This window comes from Nitrosomonas communis (genome assembly GCF_900114745.1).
Taxonomy (GTDB): domain Bacteria; phylum Pseudomonadota; class Gammaproteobacteria; order Burkholderiales; family Nitrosomonadaceae; genus Nitrosomonas; species Nitrosomonas communis_A.
In genome coordinates, this window is record NZ_FOUB01000008.1 from 12,261 (window position 1) to 32,207 (window position 19,947).

The 19,947-nt window shown below is 41.7% G+C and carries 18 protein-coding genes and 1 tRNA gene; 1 reads left to right on the forward strand and 18 read right to left on the reverse strand.

The genetic code is table 11. The features are described 5' to 3' along the window. Positions 1-12: 12 nt before the first annotated feature. The 3 genes from xerD to htpG form a co-directional block, all read right to left on the reverse strand. A complete protein-coding gene (gene xerD, locus BM122_RS05100; RefSeq protein WP_074904235.1) occupies positions 13-924 on the reverse strand; it encodes a site-specific tyrosine recombinase XerD in 912 nt (303 codons plus the stop codon). Beyond that, on the reverse strand, positions 921-1,415 hold the full coding sequence (locus tag BM122_RS05105; protein WP_074904236.1) for a methylated-DNA--[protein]-cysteine S-methyltransferase: 495 nt from the start codon (positions 1,413-1,415) through the stop codon (positions 921-923). Before BM122_RS05105 ends, xerD begins: the two co-directional genes overlap by 4 nt. A 75-nt stretch (positions 1,416-1,490) precedes the next feature. Next, entirely contained in the window at positions 1,491-3,413 is a 1,923-nt protein-coding gene (htpG, locus tag BM122_RS05110) for a molecular chaperone HtpG (RefSeq protein ID WP_074904238.1), read from the reverse strand. Positions 3,414-3,636: 223 nt separating this feature from the next. On the opposite strand from htpG, the gene BM122_RS05115 reads away from it, so the two are divergent. Beyond that, a complete protein-coding gene (locus BM122_RS05115) occupies positions 3,637-4,668 on the forward strand; it encodes a PQQ-dependent sugar dehydrogenase (RefSeq protein WP_256211892.1) in 1,032 nt (343 codons plus the stop codon). 375 nt (positions 4,669-5,043) lie between these two features. On the opposite strand, the gene nuoN is transcribed toward BM122_RS05115, so the two are convergent. The 15 genes from nuoN to BM122_RS05190 all read right to left on the reverse strand — a co-directional run bounded on the left by nuoN (position 5,044) and on the right by BM122_RS05190 (position 19,909). Continuing rightward, positions 5,044-6,483, reverse strand: coding sequence for an NADH-quinone oxidoreductase subunit NuoN (nuoN, locus tag BM122_RS05120; protein WP_074904241.1), 1,440 nt, complete (start codon positions 6,481-6,483; stop codon positions 5,044-5,046). Between the two features lie 47 nt (positions 6,484-6,530). Next, positions 6,531-8,015, reverse strand: a complete 1,485-nt coding sequence (locus BM122_RS05125; protein WP_074904243.1) for an NADH-quinone oxidoreductase subunit M — start codon at positions 8,013-8,015, stop codon at positions 6,531-6,533. 102 nt (positions 8,016-8,117) lie between these two features. Beyond that, a complete protein-coding gene (gene nuoL / locus BM122_RS05130) occupies positions 8,118-10,064 on the reverse strand; it encodes an NADH-quinone oxidoreductase subunit L (RefSeq protein ID WP_074904244.1) in 1,947 nt (648 codons plus the stop codon). Between the two features lie 71 nt (positions 10,065-10,135). Further along, positions 10,136-10,441: an NADH-quinone oxidoreductase subunit NuoK gene (gene nuoK, locus BM122_RS05135; RefSeq protein ID WP_074904246.1), complete on the reverse strand. Its 306-nt coding sequence runs from the start codon at positions 10,439-10,441 to the stop codon at positions 10,136-10,138. A 64-nt stretch (positions 10,442-10,505) separates the two neighbouring features. Further along, the gene (locus tag BM122_RS05140; RefSeq protein ID WP_074904248.1) at positions 10,506-11,111 is read right to left on the reverse strand and encodes an NADH-quinone oxidoreductase subunit J; all 606 of its coding nucleotides are present in this window, start codon (positions 11,109-11,111) and stop codon (positions 10,506-10,508) included. An 18-nt stretch (positions 11,112-11,129) separates the two neighbouring features. Next, positions 11,130-11,618 (reverse strand): NADH-quinone oxidoreductase subunit NuoI, encoded by a 489-nt coding sequence (nuoI, locus tag BM122_RS05145; RefSeq protein WP_074904249.1) that lies wholly within the window; start codon positions 11,616-11,618, stop codon positions 11,130-11,132. Between the two features lie 14 nt (positions 11,619-11,632). Continuing rightward, positions 11,633-12,733, reverse strand: a complete 1,101-nt coding sequence (nuoH, locus tag BM122_RS05150; protein WP_074904251.1) for an NADH-quinone oxidoreductase subunit NuoH — start codon at positions 12,731-12,733, stop codon at positions 11,633-11,635. Between the two features lie 21 nt (positions 12,734-12,754). After that, a complete protein-coding gene (nuoG, locus tag BM122_RS05155; RefSeq protein WP_074904252.1) occupies positions 12,755-15,163 on the reverse strand; it encodes an NADH-quinone oxidoreductase subunit NuoG in 2,409 nt (802 codons plus the stop codon). Between the two features lie 59 nt (positions 15,164-15,222). Further along, positions 15,223-16,500 (reverse strand): NADH-quinone oxidoreductase subunit NuoF, encoded by a 1,278-nt coding sequence (gene nuoF, locus BM122_RS05160; RefSeq protein WP_074904254.1) that lies wholly within the window; start codon positions 16,498-16,500, stop codon positions 15,223-15,225. Continuing rightward, entirely contained in the window at positions 16,497-16,973 is a 477-nt protein-coding gene (gene nuoE, locus BM122_RS05165; protein ID WP_074904256.1) for an NADH-quinone oxidoreductase subunit NuoE, read from the reverse strand. Before nuoE ends, nuoF begins: the two co-directional genes overlap by 4 nt. 12 nt (positions 16,974-16,985) lie before the next feature. Then, positions 16,986-18,239 (reverse strand): NADH-quinone oxidoreductase subunit D, encoded by a 1,254-nt coding sequence (locus BM122_RS05170; protein ID WP_074904257.1) that lies wholly within the window; start codon positions 18,237-18,239, stop codon positions 16,986-16,988. A gap of 47 nt (positions 18,240-18,286) precedes the next feature. Then, positions 18,287-18,913 (reverse strand): NADH-quinone oxidoreductase subunit C, encoded by a 627-nt coding sequence (locus BM122_RS05175; RefSeq protein ID WP_074904259.1) that lies wholly within the window; start codon positions 18,911-18,913, stop codon positions 18,287-18,289. An 8-nt stretch (positions 18,914-18,921) separates the two neighbouring features. Further along, the gene (locus tag BM122_RS05180) at positions 18,922-19,392 is read right to left on the reverse strand and encodes a NuoB/complex I 20 kDa subunit family protein (protein ID WP_074904261.1); all 471 of its coding nucleotides are present in this window, start codon (positions 19,390-19,392) and stop codon (positions 18,922-18,924) included. Between the two features lie 4 nt (positions 19,393-19,396). Then, a complete protein-coding gene (locus BM122_RS05185; RefSeq protein ID WP_074904263.1) occupies positions 19,397-19,753 on the reverse strand; it encodes an NADH-quinone oxidoreductase subunit A in 357 nt (118 codons plus the stop codon). A 71-nt stretch (positions 19,754-19,824) separates the two neighbouring features. Next, positions 19,825-19,909: transfer RNA gene (locus BM122_RS05190), tRNA-Leu, on the reverse strand. Positions 19,910-19,947: the final 38 nt, after the last annotated feature.

Below are 19,947 nucleotides of genomic sequence, written 5' to 3' on the forward strand. Positions count from 1 at the left end.
ATTAAGCACAGACTAACCTCGGGGATGATGTTTAGCATGTAGTTGCTTTAATCTTTCTCTGGCTACATGTGTATAAATCTGTGTAGTAGAAATATCTGCATGCCCCAGTAATAGCTGGACAACGCGCAGATCGGCGCCGTGATTGAGAAGATGTGTGGCAAACGCATGGCGCAAGGTATGGGGTGACAGGGATTTAACGATACCTGCCTGTTGTGCATGACGCTTAATGAGATGCCAGAAAGTTTGGCGTGTCATGGTATCACTGCGGGCTGTCACAAATAATTTGTCTGTCACTTTATTATCCAACAGACATGGACGAGCCTTTTTGACATAATCATTGACCCAGTAAAGCGCTTCTTCACCAAGAGGTACCAAGCGTTCCTTGCTACCTTTACCCATGACACGTACTATGCCCATATCTGAGCTGATTTGAGCAACTCTAAGACTTACAAGCTCAGATACACGTAGTCCTGTGGCATAAAGTACCTCCAGCATCGCACGGTCACGCAGGCCCAATGGCTGCGTGATATCTGGTGCACTGAGCAATGCTTCAACTTCTGCCTCAGTCAGGCTCTCAGGTAGAGAGCGTGGTAATTTGGGGCTTTCGATGTTGAGTGAGGGGTCAGTTCTGATTTTCCCCTGGCGTAGCAAGAAACGATAAAATCGCTTCATACTTGACAATTCACGACTCGTGGTACTGGCTTTGGCCATAGAGGAAACTCTGCTGGCTAGAAATGCCAATAAATCAGCATGTGCTGCATCGATTAGCGATTGTGATTGTTGGTTTTGTTTAGCTAGCCATTCGCCTAATTGCTCCAAATCACTGCGATAACTTGCCAGGGTGTTAGCTGATAAACCATCTTCAAGCCATAGTGCATCAGTGAATTCATCTAATAACTTTGCATTTACCTCAGATGAATTCATGCGCATTCATGATTAAGGAGCCAGCGTTTGATATTAAGTGGCATACCATCGCTTGCGTGCATGAAGCCTCCCAGACCACCGTTCTTCGCGATGACACGGTGACAGGGCACAATAATAGGAAGACGATTGGCACCACATGCTTGTCCAACTGCACGGGGTGCAGAATGTAATTGACAAGCGATATCGGCATAGCTACGTGTTGATCCACATGGAATTTGCTGGATAATATCCCATACCCGCTTTTGATGAGGAGTACCCCCGATATGAAGCGAAAGATCAAAAACAAAAGACGGATTATCCTGATAGGCTAGCAACTGCCGACAAACTTCTTCTGCCAGCGGATTGATTGGAGCAAGTGGAGGAATATCCAAGGGGAGATAGTCGATATCGGTCAACCAATCTTCTTCTGTACGGATACCTAATACAGCAAATGGTGTGACCAATCTTGCGTGGTAATCCTTCAATGGTCCGGATTCCTTTGTATCACTCATTGTCTCTCCTCCACTTCAAGTTACAGACCAAATAGGGGGGCAAACCACAAGATCGTGCCCCCATCAGTCGTTTTATTATTTACCACTCAGAACATTTTGCAAAAGTAAATCATTCAATCTTCTAACAAAAGTTGCCGGATCCTCAAGTTGGCCGCCTTCAGCAAGCAAGGCCTGATCAAACAGTATATTGCTCCAATCAGAAAATTTTCCTTCTTCGTATTTCAGGCGTTGTACCATTGGATGATGTGGATTGATTTCTAAAATAGGTTTGGTGTCGGGCACTTTCTGCCCAGCGGATTTAAGCATGCGTTCCAGATTACCGCTCATATCATAGGCATCCACTACTAAACACGCAGGAGATTCGGTCAAACGGAATGTCACCCGTACATCCTTGATTCGCTCACCCAATACTTCTTTCATTTTTGTAGTGAGTTCCTTATATTCATCTGCTTCTTTTTCCTGTTCTTTTTTTTCTGCTTCGTCTTCTAATTTACCGAGATCAAGGCTGCCTTTGGCCACTGATTGGAGAGACTTACCGCCGTATTCGGATAAATTGGCTACTAACCATTCATCTACACGCTCAGATAATAGTAAAACCTCAATCCCCTTTTTGCGGAAGATCTCGAGATGCGGGCTGTTTTTAGCCGCTTTTAGGCTATCGGCAGTCACGTAATAGATTTTTTCTTGCCCTTCTTTCATGCGTGTAACATAATCATCAAGCGCTACCGTTTGATCGTCAGTATCACTGTGAGTTGAAACAAAGCGGAGTAATTTAGCGATACGCTCGCGATTGGCATAATCTTCACCGACACCTTCCTTCAATACTTGCCCAAATTCCTTCCAGAAGGTCTTGAATTTATCGCGATCTTCTTCTTTATCGCTACTAGCAAGATCTTCAATCAACCCAAGAATTTTCTTCACTGAGCCAGCTCGTATATTGTCAATATCCTTTGATTCTTGCAGAATTTCGCGCGAAACATTGAGCGGTAAATCATTAGAATCAATGATCCCACGCACAAATCGTAAGTAATTGGGTAATAATTTTTCTGCGTCATCCATGATGAAAACGCGCTTAACATACAGTTTGATACCGTGACGACGTTCACGATCAAATAAATCAAATGGTGCACGCGATGGGATGTAAAGTAACTGCGTATATTCTTGCTTGCCTTCTACCTTGGCATGAATATAAGCCAGTGGCGGTTCAAAATCATGAGCGACATGTTTATAAAATTCTTCATATTGCTCCTTTGTGATCTCACTTTTTGGTCGCGCCCACAAGGCACTGGCTTGATTAATGGTTTCATCTTCTTCAGTAATTATATATTCATTACTTTCTTGCGACCATTCTTCCTTCTTCATCACAATCGGCAAAGTAATGTGATCTGAATATCGGCGAATGATCGATTTTAACTGGAAACCACTCAGCAGCTCGCCTTCATCTTCTCGTAAATGCAAAATAATTTGGGTACCACGCTCTTTCTTTTCAACCGTTTCTAGCGTGTAATCTCCCTCACCAGTAGATTCCCACTGCACTCCATGTTCGGGTGTAAGGCCAGCACGCCGTGTAATCAGTGTAACTTTATCAGCTACGATAAATGCAGAATAGAAACCTACCCCAAACTGCCCGATCAAATGGGCATCTTTGGCTTGATCACCTGTTAATGAATTAAAAAATTCTCGTGTACCTGACTTGGCAATTGTGCCAATGTTGTCAATGACCTCCTGCCGTGACATGCCAATACCATTATCAGAAATAGTAATGGTGCGTGCCTCCTTGTCATAACTCACACGAATTTTTAGATCAGAGTCTGACTCATATAAAGCAGCATCTGTTAATCCTTCGAAACGTAACTTATCAGCCGCGTCTGAAGCATTTGAAATCAACTCCCGTAAAAATATTTCTTTATTGCTGTATAAAGAATGAATCATTAATTTTAAAAGCTGTTTAGCTTCAGCCTGAAAACTCATATGTTCTTTGTTTATTGCAGCCTGCATAGTTTTCTCCTTAAAAAATGCGGTAACATTGTGGGGGTGAATTAATAAATTTCAAGTTGGAAATTAAATATGGAAACAAATGATTTTTAATTTTCATCCTTTAACTAAGAAATCTCTGATCAAAAAACTATTACCCTAATAAACACATGCTATGAAATTGTCCCTATTTTTAACACTTGTTATTTTTGTTTTTTGCAATAGCACACAAGCTGTTGCCCAAGACGTGGATTTACTCCTTGAAAAAATCAAATTACCCCCCGGTTTTTCCATCAGCTTATGGGCGAAAGTACCTGACGCTCGCACGCTTGCAATAGGCGACAAAGGGACTGTATTTGTCGGATCAAAATCCGCGGGCAATGTTTATGCTATCACGGATCATCACGGTAAACGGCAGGTTAGAACCATTGCCAGCAATCTTAAACTACCTTCTGGTGTAGCATTTCACCAAGGAGCATTATATGTTGTAGCAATAAACCGGATTCTTCGTTATGATCAAATTGAAGAAAATCTTGATCTGCCACCTCAGCCTACGGTTGTAATCGATAGTTTTCCTAAGGAATCCTTTCATGGAGGGCGTTTTATTGCTTTTGGTCCTGACAATTTGCTCTACACCTCAGTGGGCGCACCTTGCGATGCTTGTGAAGCAGATCAGTCTCGATATGCACTGATTTCACGCATCATGCCCGATGGAAGTAACTACGAAATATTTGCTCAAGGTGTACGTAATTCGGTTGGATTTGACTGGCACCCTGAAACAAAAGAATTATGGTTTACGGATATTGGAAGGGACTGGTTGAGTGGTAGTTTGCCACCGAATGAACTTAATCATGCATCTAGTAAAGGTATGCACTTTGGTTTCCCCTATTGTCATGGTAAAAACATTCTTGATCCCAAATTTGGAGCAAAGCGCGGCTGTGAACGATCAACTCCACCTGCCGTTGAGTTAGACGCGAACGTGTCCCCAATGGGTATGCGATTTTATGCAGGCGGCATGTTCCCACCCGAATACAAAAATCAAATCATTATTGCTGAGCATGGCTCTATGAACCAACGCACACAAAGCGGCTATCGGCTAGAATGGGTATATCTGGAAAACAATAAAGTAATCAGAAAAGAAATATTTGCAGAAGGTTGGTTAGAAAATGGAAATGCGTGGGGTAGACCAGTGGATATACTTGTCATGCCAGACGGTGCCTTGCTAGTATCGGACGATGAAGCAGGTGCTATTTATCGAATTAGCTATACTAAATCATAAAGTAAGACTCCAGCATACATGGAAGCAGCAAAATTATTAAAATGTTCCGCTACATTTTCTGGCGGAGCATTTTATTCCATTTCTAAATTAAACCTGACTTTGTCTGCTCTCCTTATCGTATTATTTTATTTGTACTGTCTGCAACTCGTCTTTGTACTATCTTAATGTGTAACTGGAAGGAATATGTTAAATTGTTTGTTTATTCAGTCAAACTTCCACTCTACTAGAAAATGGTGATTTGGTTCTGGAAAAATTATTGCTTGGATGTTATAGCGACTCCAAGTTGACTATTTGCCATAGCAAAATCCCCACACAAGTTAAAAAATATTAGGTTATCTACATATTAAGATTGAGTACAAGGTTAAATCTATATATCTACTGCTGAATAGCATAAAGACTCAATCCCATAAGCGTTTGTGGAAAAATACCCAACATGATCACTGCCAAACCATTAATGCTGATCAAAACCTTGATATCCATTCCAGAAGAAATAGGCTTATCAATTTCAGGCGCATCGAAATACATCAACTTAACAATACGTAAATAATAAAATGCGCCAATCAATGAAAGCATAACGGCTACTACAGTCAGCCATATATAGCCAACTCCTAATACAGCTTGCAGAACAGCCAGTTTGGCATAAAAACCAATCATTGGTGGTATCCCTGCCATGGAAAGCATCAAAAACATCATGATCAAAGCCAGCCAAGGGTTACGCTGATTCAGTCCTTTAAAATCACTGATATTCTCAGACTCAAAGCCTTCTCGTGAAAGCATCATGATAATACCAAAAGCACCTAACGTCATTAACACATAGGCAGCAACATAAAATAATGATGAGCTATAACCATTTTCTCCAGCAGCAATGAAGCCAAATAACACAAAGCCCATATGTGATATGGTCGAATAGGCTAGCATCCGTTTAATGTTGGTTTGCGCTATAGCAACGAGATTACCAATGACCATAGATGCCACCGCTAGAATGACTAACATACCCTGCCAGTCGGTTACCAACTCTCCTAATCCATCAATGAGCAATCTCATCACAAAACCAAAACCCGCTAGATTGGGAGCGGAACCCACAAATAGTGTCACCGCTGTAGGCGCACCCTGATAAACATCTGGGGCCCACATATGAAAAGGAGCTGCGTAGAGCTTAAAGCCGATGCCTGCAACAATAAACACTAAACCAATTATTAATACTGCACGATCAATTGCGCCTGATTGGATAATCTCTGCTACCTTTGAAGTATGCAAACTACCGGTTGCACCGTAAACCATAGACATGCCATACAGTAAGAAACCTGAAGCAAGCGCACCTAATACAAAAAATTTCATAGCGGCTTCGGTGGCAACCGTTGAATCTCGCTGCAAAGCAACCATTGCATAAAGAGAGAGTGAAAGTAGTTCTAATCCCAAATAGAGAGTCATAAAATGGCTGGCCGAAATCATGACCATCATTCCAAGTGTCGCAAACAAGGCAAGGCTAAAAAACTCACCTCGAAACATTCCCCTTGCAGCGATGTAAATGCGCGAATAGATCAATACGGCCGCTACTGTTGCATAAACCATCAATTTAAGTATGTCTGACATTGCGTCATCGATAAACATACCCGAAAAGGTACGGTTGGTTTCTGAAGAGAAAGTAGTTAACGTGAGTATTGCACAACCGATTAACGTGAGTTGGGCCAGAAAAAAAGCTAAATAACGTCTCCTCTCTCCCACAATTAGATCAGTAAGCATCACCACGCATACCATTACCAGCAAAAATATCTCTGGATAAGCAGGAGTAAAATCAGGCGTCAGAAAATCCATTAATTGTCCTTCAATTCTGGGAAGTTATCTAATTGTTATTAAAGTTGTTATAGCTTGCTATATGTCATATGTTCTAGCAAATTACCAACAGTAGCCTGCATTATTTCTGTCAAAGGAAACGGATATATTCCCAACCATAATACTGCAAAGGCCAGAATGGCTAATAACATAAATTCACGTTTGGAAATATCTTCTAATGTTTCTACATTTACATTTGCCACAGCGCCAAATATGACACGCTTATACATCCACAAAGTATAAGAAGCGCCTAGGATAAGCGTCATTGCAGCAAAAAATGCATACCAGAAATTAACTTGGATGGTTCCCATAATGACCATAAATTCTCCTACGAAACCACTCGTACCAGGTAAACCTGCATTGGCCATAGCGAATACCATGAAAAAAGCAGCAAATATAGGCATTTTGTTAATCACACCACCATAATCAGCAATCTGGCGTGAGTGTAATCTGTCATATAATACACCTACGCATAAAAACATCGCTCCGGAAATGAATCCATGCGAAATCATCTGTACCATGGCCCCTTCTATTCCCAAATCGTTCAATAGAAAAAAACCAAGTGTTACAAAACCCATATGTGATACCGATGAATAAGCAATAAGCTTTTTCATATCTTGCTGCATCAATGCGACTAATCCAATATAGACCACCGCAATCAACGATAACAAGATCATCAAATCAGCAAGATATAAACTCGCATCAGGTGCAATCGGCAACGAAAATCGTAGAAAGCCATAACCACCTAGCTTCAGTAATATAGCAGCCAACACGACCGACCCACCAGTAGGTGCTTCAACGTGGGCATCTGGTAACCAGGTATGCACCGGCCACATCGGTACTTTGACTGCAAATGCGAGTAAGAACGCAACAAATATTAATATTTGCGGTGTCATTGCAAGTGGTAGCTGGTGATAATCCAGTATTGAGAAACTGCCATTGGACACGTAATACAAATAAATGAGAGCAATTAGCATTAACAGAGAACCAAGCAATGTATATAAAAAGAATTTGATCGCTGCATATACTCTGTTGGGACCGCCCCAGACACCGATAATAATGAACATGGGAATCAGCGAAGCTTCCCAAAAAGTATAGAAAAGTACTGCATCCAATGAAGCAAAAACACCATTGACTATGCCTGACATAATCAAAAAAGCACCTAGATACTGGGAGACACGTTGACGAATGACTTCCCATCCGGCTATTACGATTAAGGGTGTAATAAAGCAGTTCAGTAAGATCAGTGGCATAGATATGCCATCAATACCCAAATGATAATGCACATTCAGTCGCTCAAACCAAACATGATTTTCTATAAATTGCATCGTGCTCAACGAAGGATCAAAACGCATATAGAGCGGTAGCGCTACAATAAAACCAAAGATTGATCCGACGAGGGAGAGCCAGCGTGCTAATAAAGGATTACGATCACTGCCAATTGCCAAAACAATCAGACCAACAATAATAGGTAGCCAGATAACTAAACTTAATAGCGGGAATCCAAACAGCATGATTATTCCATTTCGTTTACATGTAAATGCGTTTTTGTTTTTTTAGAGCACCATGAAAACTACCATCCGGTACTTTGTCTTCTTTTCTCACACAATTTCTTTTCAGAAATAGTAAAGCCACAAGCTCATTAAAATAAAGATGCCTCCAATCATGGTAAATGCATAATGATATATGTAGCCTGATTGGAAACGTCGTGCCACAGAAGCTGTCAAAGCAACTACACGTGCTGTTCCATTGACAAAAAATCCATCTATGATTTTGACATCACCGATTTTCCACAAAGCAGATCCCAGTGCACGCGTTCCACCTGCAAATACCCATGAATAAATCTCATCAATAAAATATTTGCGGTCGAGTAATGTATAGATTGGACCTGATAATCTCTTGATTTTACCAGGCCATTCTGTTTTATATAAATATAGAAACCAAGCGGTGAGGATCCCACCAAGTGAAAGCCAGAAAGGTGCCGTTGAGAATGCATGCAGCATCATCCCGATGACACCGGTAAATTCTGCTTCTAATTTTGCAACCGCCTCATGTACCGGAAGTATCTGGATAGCCCCGGCAAAATAATCACCAAATACCATTGTTCCTATCAGCCAACCAGCAGCAACAGTTGGTACAGCCAATACGATAAGCGGAACGGTTACAACCCATGGCGATTCATGCAAATGGTCACGCGTATGGTCATCCATTCTTGTATCGCCATGAAATGTCAGAAACATTAAGCGGAAAGTATATAGTGCCGTAACAAATACAGTAGCGAGTACACAAAAATAAGCAAATCCTGCACCTGGAATATTGGCAAATTTTGCTGCTTCGATAATGGCATCTTTGGAGAAAAATCCAGAAAAACCGGGTACACCTGCACTGGCTAGCGCAGCAATGAACATTGTCCAGTAAGTGATGGGCATGTATTTCTTTAATCCCCCCATCTGACGCATATCTTGCTCATGATGCATGGCTATAATCACTGAGCCTGCACCAAGAAATAGCACTGCCTTGAAAAAGGCATGAGTCATAAGATGAAAAATAGCAATTGAATAAGCCGAAGCACCTAATGCAACCGTCATATAACCAAGCTGTGATAATGTAGAAAATGCAACTACACGTTTAATGTCATTTTGAACTACGGCAACCAGCGCCATAAATAAGGTCGTAATGGCACCTATTACCAAGATGGTGGATAACGCTGTTTCAGACAATTCAAAAAGAGGTGACATCCGGGCAACCATAAAGATACCGGCGGTTACCATAGTAGCCGCATGTATCAAAGCGGATATCGGAGTAGGACCTTCCATTGAATCGGGTAGCCACACATGTAATGGGAACTGCGCAGATTTTCCCATAGCACCAACAAATAACAAGAGGCATATGACTGTCATCAACATCCAGGATTGTCCCGGTATGATTTCTATGAAATGCGAAGCCATATGATTTGCATGAGCGAATACGATTTCGTAATCAAGTGTCCCAAAATACATCAGGACTAATGCAATGCCCAGCAAAAAACCAAAATCTCCTACCCGATTAACCAGAAAGGCTTTCAAGTTAGCGTATATTGCAGTGGGGCGTGTATACCAGAAACCGATAAGTAAATAAGAAACAAGCCCTACCGCTTCCCAGCCAAAGAAAAGCTGTAAGAAGTTATTAGACATCACTAGCATCAGCATGGAAAAAGTAAATAGCGAAATATAGCTAAAAAATCGCTGATACCCAGGATCGCCATGCATATAACCAATAGTGTAGATATGTACCATTAACGACACTAGAGTTACCACCACCATCATCGTGGCAGTAAGCAAATCAATTAAGAACCCGATCTCTAAATGAATATCTCCCAATACCATCCAGGTATACACACTACCGTTATATGTATTTCCTTGGTAAGTATCGAAAAAAATGATTAAAGAAGCGATTAGAGATATGAAAACTAAGGAGATTGTCGTTCGATGACTCCAAATTGTGCCTATGAAACGACCAAATAGCCCAGCTATGATTGCACCCATCAGTGGTGCCAGCGGGACCAGTAAATAAAGTTTTTCCATCTATGTTATGAAATATTAATTGTCAGTTATCAAATAGTTTTGTATTTGTAAAGAAGCAAAAACTTACCTTCTCAGCCTTTCAACTCATCAAGGTCATCCACATTAATGGTATGCAAATTACGAAAGAGTACTACCAGTATGGCAAGCCCAATAGCCGCTTCTGCAGCTGCTACAGTCAGAATAAAGAAAACAAAAATCTGCCCTGCTACATCCTGGAGAAAATGAGAAAAAGCAATAAAATTTATATTGACTGCCAATAGCATTAATTCGATTGACATTAATAGAATAATTACATTTTTTCTATTGAGGAAAATACCAACTACGCCTATCGCAAACAATATTGCACCAAGAACGAGATAATGAGATAACGATATCAACTAACCACCTTTTAATCTGAATGTATATAATGAATAGTTTTATTTTTATATCAGTGTACGATTTTTATTCTTTGCTCTCAGAAGGGATACAAACTATTCTTAACCGGTCTTCTCGTTTAACTGCAACTTGCTTTGAAGGGTTCGGTGATTTTTTATCGGTACGATAACGTAAAGTAAGCGCAATCGCTGCCACCATTGCTACCAATAAAATAACTGCTGCTAATTCAAATGCATAGACATACTCGGTATATATCAAACGCCCTAGTTCTTTGGTATTGCTATAATCAGTCCCATGGGGTTGTGGAACTGGCATATTCTCTAGATTGAACTGCTTTCCCATCAAGACCATACTCATTTCAATAGCTAAAACGAGCGATAATAATGCGCCAAATGGAAACCATTTCCAAAAACCTTCACGCAATTGCTCAAGATTAATATCCAGCATCATGACGACGAATAGGAATAAAACCATGACAGCGCCCACATAAACCAACACCAAGGTAATAGCAAGAAACTCAGCTTCCAGAAGCAACCATATTCCAGCAGAACTAAAAAAAGCAAGCACTAACAGCAAAGCTGCATAGACTGGATTACGCAAGGTAATGACTCCTAGTGCAGAGAAAACTAATACCCCAGAAAAAAAATAAAATAAGAAATCCTGAAAGTTCATGTGCGTTAATTTATATGTTTATCGATAAGGTGCATCTGCTTCTCTGTCTTTTGCGATCTGCTCTTCATAACGCTCTCCAAATGCAAGTAGCATTTCTTTTGTATACATCAGATCACCTTGTTTTTCGCCATGGTATTCAAAAATACGAGTTTCAACGATCGCATCGACCGGACAAGCTTCCTCACAAAAACCACAATATATACACTTAATCCCGTCAATATCATAACGAGTGGTACGCCGAGTTCCATCTTCTCGCTCTTCTGACTCAATGGTGATGGCTAATGCGGGACATACCGCCTCACACAATTTACAAGCGATACAACGTTCTTCTCCATTAGGATAACGGCGCAACGCATGCAATCCACGGAACCGTGGTGATAGGGGTGTTTTCTCCTCTGGATAATGTACCGTTATTTTGGGCGCAAAAAGATAGCGTCCAGTAACTTTCATTCCTTTCAATAATTCAAACAGGAAAAAGGATTTAAAAAAATGCTTAATACGTTCCATTTCTCTCCCTCCTTTTATTTAAACCATAGATTCAGTGGAAACAACTCCTTACTTGATTCAGGTAGCTGTAATAATATACCTAATAGAAGAATCCATATCAAAGTAATCGGTATAAATATCTTCCAACCAAGCCGCATAATCTGGTCATAACGATACCGCGGGAAAGTAGCCCGGAACCATAAGAAGAAAAATAACATAAACGCTATTTTCATTAACAGCCATACAATCCCAGGTATTAAGTTAAACGGTGCAATATTCAATGGAGGAAGCCAGCCACCTAAAAACATGATGCTGGTAAGTGTCGCAACCAAAATCATATTGGCATATTCTGCCAAGAAAAAGACAGTAAATGCCATTCCTGAATAATCAACATGGAATCCAGCTACAATTTCTGATTCACCCTCGGCAACATCGAATGGAGCACGATTTGTCTCAGCCACACCAGAGATAAAATAAACCAGGAACATGGGAAATAGAGGAATTAAATACCAATTCAGAAAACTATCACCTTGTTGTCCCTTAACGATATCTCCCAAATTCAAACTTTCAGCCATCATTAATACACAAACAAGCGCAAAACCCATCGCTAATTCATATGAAACCACCTGCGCCGCTGATCGCATCGATCCCAGAAACGCATATTTAGAATTAGAAGCCCATCCTGCTATGATCACACCATAAACACCCAATGAAGTCATCGCTAAAATATAGAGCAAGCCAGCATTGATATCAGCAAGTACGAGTTCGGGTGAAAAAGGTACCACTGCCCATGCTGCCAGGGCCGGTGCGATCGTAAGAATAGGTGCAAGCAGAAACAAAAACTTGTTGGCGCCAGTGGGAATGATGATTTCTTTCATGATCGCCTTTACCGCATCTGCGATAGGCTGCCCCCAACCACGCAACCATGGAATACCGAAAAAAGTGACTCGATTAGGCCCTACCCTAATCTGCATATAAGCAATGATCTTACGCTCAGCAAATGTGAGATAGGCAACCGCTAAAAGCAACGGCACAACAATCGCAAAGATATAGAAAAGGTTCTTTGCCAGGATAAAAACTGTTATGCCCCATTCAGTACCAAACATCTGTTCAAACAGTTGTTGTGTATAGTCCATCAACGAATCTCACTCGTATTTTTATAATTTTTCTACAGAAATTTCCCCAAACATTTCACCGAGGGCTATAGAATTGGAATGCGCGCAAGCTACACGCACACAATTGGCAGGAAGCCCATCATCACAAGCTACTTCAAACTGCGCTTCACCCTCTCCCTGTTTTACCCTAACTATCTCGCCTTCGCTCACATTAAACTGTTCAAGCAATGCAGAAGACAACCATGTTTTCGGTGGCGCCGCATCACGAGTTAACTGTAAAGATTCAGCACGCCGTACAATAGGATCTGCCTGATAAATTGGAACCTCTCCAATGCGCTGCAAGCCAGCCATTTCCTCGGAAGATATCCTCACCTCATAATCTTTTATATCATTACTAAGGTATCTTGTAATGGCGTCTTCAGCCGGAATAACCTGTGCGCGAATTTGCTCCGATGTTTCGTAATCAAAACCCTCTAATTGCAGCAAATTACCCAACACCCGCAATACTTTCCAGCCAGGACGAGTATCTCCCAAAGGTGCAACCACGCCGTTGAAGCTTTGCACCCGCCCCTCTGTATTCACAAATGTGCCAGAGGTTTCTGTAAAAGGGGCAATAGGCAAAATTACATCCGCATAATTCGCAACATTGCCCTTAAAAGAGCTCAGAGCAACAACGAATTCAGCATTGCTCATTACTTTCATCGCTTGCTGCGGATTGTATGCATCAAATTCTGGCTCCAGATTCATGAGTATGTAGGCTTGACAAGGGGTCACAACATTATTCGAACTATTACCCAGCATTTGTGCCGCATTGAATTGAGAGCCATGCTCAGCACGCTTGATTTCAGATCCCAACACACCTTGATTTGGAATCGCCCCTGCGAGATAGGCACCTACACTGTTTGCTGCCTCCCCAAGAAATCCAAATTTTGCTCCTGTTAATGTGGCAATTACTTGCGCGATCGCATGGATATCTGCATAGGATGGATGATGCTGAGCGATATTACCTAAAAAAATGGCAGCAGGGCTATTAGCCAGCAAACTATTCGCAATTGCGCGTGCGTCATCGGTAATTTTTACTGCTTCCAATGACTGCATGATATGCTCAGATATCCCTTCGCTAGATTTAGTTTCCATTATCGCTTTAAGAACTCGCGCCAACATATGCACCATTTCAGAAGGTGCAGCGATTGCACGATTTGCGATCTTCATTAATAGATCATCGTCCATCGGATTAATAATGCTGAGCTGCGCTCCATTTTTCACTGCCTGCCGGAAACGATGAGCCAGAAGAGGATGGTCCTTGCGTAAGGTACTGCCAACGATTAAAACTGATTTCAATTGTGGAATATCAGCGATGCTCATTCCTAGCCATGGCACACCTTGAAGGTGGCTATCAGCCCGGAAATCCGATTGGCGTACACGATGATCTATATTCCCTCCCCCTAGTGCTCGTATTAATTTCTGTAATAAAAAGAGCTCTTCCAAGGTGCTATGAGCCGATCCTAAAGCCCCGATACCCTTTACACCATGCCTTTCCATCACTGATTTTAAGCTCTCGACAGTAAATATCAGTGCTTCCTGCCAATCACACGTATGCCACTGACCATTGCGCTTGATCATGGGGGTGGTCAAACGGTCTTCCGAATTTAACCCTTCGTAGGAAAAACGATCTTTATCCGATAACCAACATTCGTTAATTTCTTCATTGTCACGGGGTAAAACTCGCATCACGCGGTCTAGCTTTACTTGCACTACTAAATTACTGCCTAGACCACAATGAGGACTGATCGATTTTCTACGTGAAAGCTCCCATGGACGCGCGGTATAGCGAAATGGTTTACTCACCAGAGCGCCCACTGGACAGAGATCTATCACGTTTCCTGATAATTCTGAATCAACCGTTTTACCAACAAACGATAAAATTTCTGAATGCTCACCACGACCCGCCATACCTAATTCCATGATCCCTGCAATTTCCTGACCAAAACGTACACAACGGGTGCAATGTATGCAGCGTGTCATATCAGTTGAAATAAGAGGACCCAGGTTTTTATTTGTGACTACCCGTTTTTCTTCCTGATAACGTGATTCACTGGCGCCATAACCCACCGCCAGATCTTGTAGCTGACATTCACCACCTTGATCGCAAATGGGACAATCCAACGGGTGGTTGATAAGCAAAAACTCCATTACACCTTTTTGCGCCGTCACTGCCTGCTGCGAGTGTGTATAAACTTTCATCCCTTCTGTTGCAGGTGTCGCACAAGCAGGTAAGGGTTTAGGCGCTTTCTCCACTTGCACCAAACACATGCGGCAATTGGCCGCGATCGACAACTTTTTGTGATAGCAAAAATGAGGAATATAAATCCCGAGTTGTCTTGCACCATCCATCACGGTGCTACCTTTGGATACAGTTACTTGCTTACCATTGATTTCGATATTGATCATCGATTACAAACTCTCGGATTAATCACACATAAAAAAGAACCACATCGACAAAGTGCTCATCACACCATGCACTTCTTATGCTCAATGTGATACACAAACTCATCTCGAAAATGCTGCAACATTGCGCGCACGGGCATTGCCGCTGCATCGCCTAACGCACAAATGGTGCGTCCTTGAATATTGTCAGCCAGATTATCGAGCAAATCCAGATCTTCTGACCTACCTTTCCCGTGCTCTATGCGATTGATAATACGATAAAGCCAGCCCGTTCCTTCCCTACATGGTGTACACTGACCACAGGATTCTTCATAATAAAAATAAGATAAGCGTTCCAGCGCTCTCACCATACAGGTTGTGTCATCCATGATAATGACTGCCCCCGAACCGAGCATTGATCCGGCTTTAGCGATTGAGTCATAGTCCATATCTGTTTGCATCATCACATCACCCGGTAGAACAGGCATGGAAGACCCTCCAGGAATACATCCTTTTAGTTTTCTGCCACCGCGCATTCCCCCTGCCATTTCTAGAAGCTTCGCAAAAGGAGTTCCTAGCGGTACTTCATAATTGCCTGGCTTATTAACATGGCCTGATACTGAAAAAATCTTGGTGCCACCATTGTTGGGTTTCCCTAGCTGCAAGTATTTCTCTCCACCATGGCGCATGATCCAAGGTACTGATGCAAATGTTTCCGTATTGTTGATAGTTGTTGGTTTACCGTAAAGACCATAGCTTGCAGGAAAAGGCGGCTTGAAACGGGGCTGACCTTTCTTACCTTCTATCGATTCAAGTAGTGCTGTTTCCTCTCCACAAATATACGCTCCATAGCCATGATGATTGTTTAGCTGGAAGCTAAATTCTGAACCTAAAATATTGTTCCCTAGAAAACCAGCTTGACGTGCTTCCTCGACAGCTTCTTCCATACGCTCGTAGGTTTCCCAGATCTCGCCATGAACATAGTTATAACCTGCTTTAACCCCGATGGCATAAGCAGCAATCGCCATACCTTCAATCAAGATATGCGGATTGTATCGCATGATGTCGCGATCTTTAAATGTACCTGGCTCACCTTCATCAGAATTGCATACCAGATACTTATCTCCCTCGTATTGACGGGGCATGAAACTCCATTTCAAGCCTGTGGGGAATCCTGCACCCCCACGACCACGTAATGCGGATTTTTTGACCTCTTCAATAACATTTTCAGGAGGGATCTTATTGGCAATAATTTTTCTGAGAGCAGTATAGCCATCACGCTTAAGATAGCTTTTTAACCTCCAGTTATCACGATCAGTTGGATCTACACCAGCTAAAATCACCTGGACAGACTGAGTCATTTGCGCAATTCCTCCAGCAATTGATCTATTTGCTCATTGGACATAAAACTACACATACGCTTGTTATTAACCAACAAAACTGGAGCATCTCCACACGCTCCCATACATTCGCCTTCCTTGAGCGTGAAGAGTCCGTCAGCTGTAGTTTCATTAAACCCTATTCCAAGCTTTTGCTTTAAATAATTCGCCGCATCATTTCCGCCCGATAAGGCACATGGCAAATTAGTACATACTGTAAGCTTATACTTCCCTAGGGGCTTCAAATTGTACATGCCATAAAATGTCGCTACTTCATATACTGCAATAGCCGGCATACCTAAATATTTGGCAATGTAATCCATGGTTTCGGTAGCGAGCCAGCCTTTTTCATCCTGCGCAATAGCAAGTGCGGACATCACTGCCGATTGTTTTTGGTCGGCTGGGTATTTTGCAATCTCTCGATTTATTTTTTCCAAGGATTCAGCGCTTAACATTTCTTTTTTTATTTATCTGTCTATTTCACCAAAAACAATATCTTGTGTACCTATAATGGCAACTAAATCAGCAATCATGTGACCACGTGACATTTCATCTATTGAGGCTAAATGAGCAAATCCTGGTGCGCGAATTTTTAAACGGTAGGGTTTGTTGCCACTGTCAGAGATAATATAGATACCAAATTCCCCTTTGGGATGTTCAACTGCCGCATATACTTCGCCAGGTGGAACATGAATACCTTCAGTGAAAAGCTTGAAGTGATGAATCAACTCTTCCATGTTCTGTTTCATGGTCACACGAGAAGGAGGCGCAACTTTATGATTATCAATTATAACTGGACCAGGATTGCGGCGTAGCCATTCAATACACTGCTTAATGATCCGTGTAGACTGCCGCATTTCTTCTATACGCACTAAATAGCGATCATAGCAGTCACCATTAACTCCTACCGGTATATCAAAATCAAGCTTATCATAGACCTCATAGGGCTGTTTTTTGCGTAAATCCCATTCCACTCCGGAACCTCGCAGCATTGGCCCGGTAAAACCCAAAGCTTTGGCGCGCTCGGGTGAAACCACACCAATATTTACTAATCTTTGTTTCCAGATACGATTATCAGTCAGAAGCGTTTCATATTCATCGACGTATTTCGGAAAACGATTAGTAAAATCTTCTATAAAATCAAGTAGAGATCCCTGACGATTTTCATTTCTTTTTTGTGTTTCCTTTTCGTCATGAATTTGTGAGACTTGATACTGAGGCATTGTGTCAGGCAGATCTCGATATACGCCACCAGGTCGATAATAGGCTGCATGCATTCTCGCTCCTGACACAGCTTCATAGCAGTCCATCAAATCTTCTCTGTCACGGAATGCATAGAGAAATACTGTCATGGCTCCCACATCTAGCGCATGGGCTCCTAGCCAAAGTAAATGATTCAATATTCTCGTTATTTCATCAAACATAACCCGTATATACTGGGCTCGCAATGGCACCTCAATTTGCAATAACCGCTCAACTGCCATTACATACGCATGCTCATTTACCATCATTGAAACATAATCCAGCCGGTCCATATAAGGCACTGACTGAATATAAGTCTTGTTTTCGGCCAATTTTTCTGTGGCACGATGTAACAATCCAATATGCGGATCTAATCGCCTGATTACTTCACCATCTAATTCCATTACCAACCGTAAAACACCGTGTGCAGCAGGGTGTTGTGGTCCAAAATTCATGGTGTAATTACGTATTTCAGCCATATCCTAAGCTATCCCAGCATCAAAAAAGATATGTTTTGATTTCATATTTAGTCGACCTTATTTCCTTCACCGTAATATTCCTCACGGATGACATAAGGTGTTATCTCTCGAGGTTCTATTGTGATGGGTTGATAAATAACTCGTTTCTGATCAGCATCATAGCGCATCTCTACATATCCAGATAACGGAAAATCCTTACGGAATGGATTACCAATAAAACCATAATCAGTAAGAATCCTTCGTAAATCAGGATGATTGAAAAAAATGATACCGTAAAGATCGAATGCTTCACGCTCAAACCAGTTAGCTGATGGCCAAATGCCCATTACCGAATCTACCATCGGCAATTCATCATCATCAGCAAATACCCTTACTCGTAACCGATGATTGAGATTTATTGAAAGCAAGTGATAAACAACGGCAAATCGCCTGTTTTTGCGCCCTTCTCCCGCAAAAGAATCATGAGTATGCGCTGAATAATCCACACCACACAAATCAATAAGCATGTCAAAATTCAGATCAGGATGATCGCGCAACGCTTCCGCCACATCCAATAAATCCTGTGATCGCACCAGGATGGTTATTTCATGTAAGTGTTGACTCAAACTTGCCAGCTTACTATCAAGTACACTCCGCAAAGATGATACGAGCTTTTCCAAACGACTAATCGACATGTTAGAACCTAACGGGCAATGGTATTTGTTCTTTTTATTTTATTTTGGAGCTGAATGATTCCATAAAGGAGAGCTTCAGCAGTAGGCGGACATCCCGGGACATAAATATCAACGGGCACAATTCGATCACAGCCACGAACGACAGAATATGAATAGTGGTAATAACCCCCACCATTCGCACAGGAGCCCATGGAAATGACCCAACGTGGCTCAGCCATTTGATCATAAACTTTACGTAATGCGGGAGCCATCTTGTTACATAATGTTCCTGCCACAATCATTACGTCTGATTGTCGCGGACTAGGTCGAAAAACTATTCCAAATCGATCGAGATCATATCGTGATGCTCCAGTCTGCATCATTTCTACTGCACAACAGGCAAGACCAAATGTCATTGGCCACATTGACCCGGTGCGACCCCAATTAATTACAGAATCCAAACTAGTGGTTATAAAACCTTTATCTACTGTGCTGTCCATTATATCAATCCCACTCCAGGGCACCTTTCATCCACTCGTAAGCAAAACCTACCACAAGTATGCCAAGAAATACTAGCATTGCAATAAAGCCAAACATACCAATTTCATTTAATACAACCGCCCAAGGAAAAAGGAAGGCAATTTCCAGATCAAACAGAATAAACAATATCGCTACCAAATAATAACGCACATCAAATTTCATACGTGCATCTTCAAATGCTTCAAAACCACACTCGTATGGCGACAATTTCTCACTATCGGGTCGATTTGGCGCAAATAACCAACCTGCTAACATGGATAACACACCCACTGCCAACCCAACCAAAATAAAAAGGAGAATTGGGAAATAATTACCAAGCATTGTTTCTAGCATAATTGTTGTTATTCTCGTTATTGATTTACTTGCGTAGTTACTATTCTTCTAATATGTAATGGTGCCGATGGCGAGACTCGAACTCGCACAGCTTTCGCCACCGCCCCCTCAAGACGGCGTGTCTACCAATTCCACCACATCGGCTGATTTTTTCTGAATCAATAATAAACTTTACTTAATAT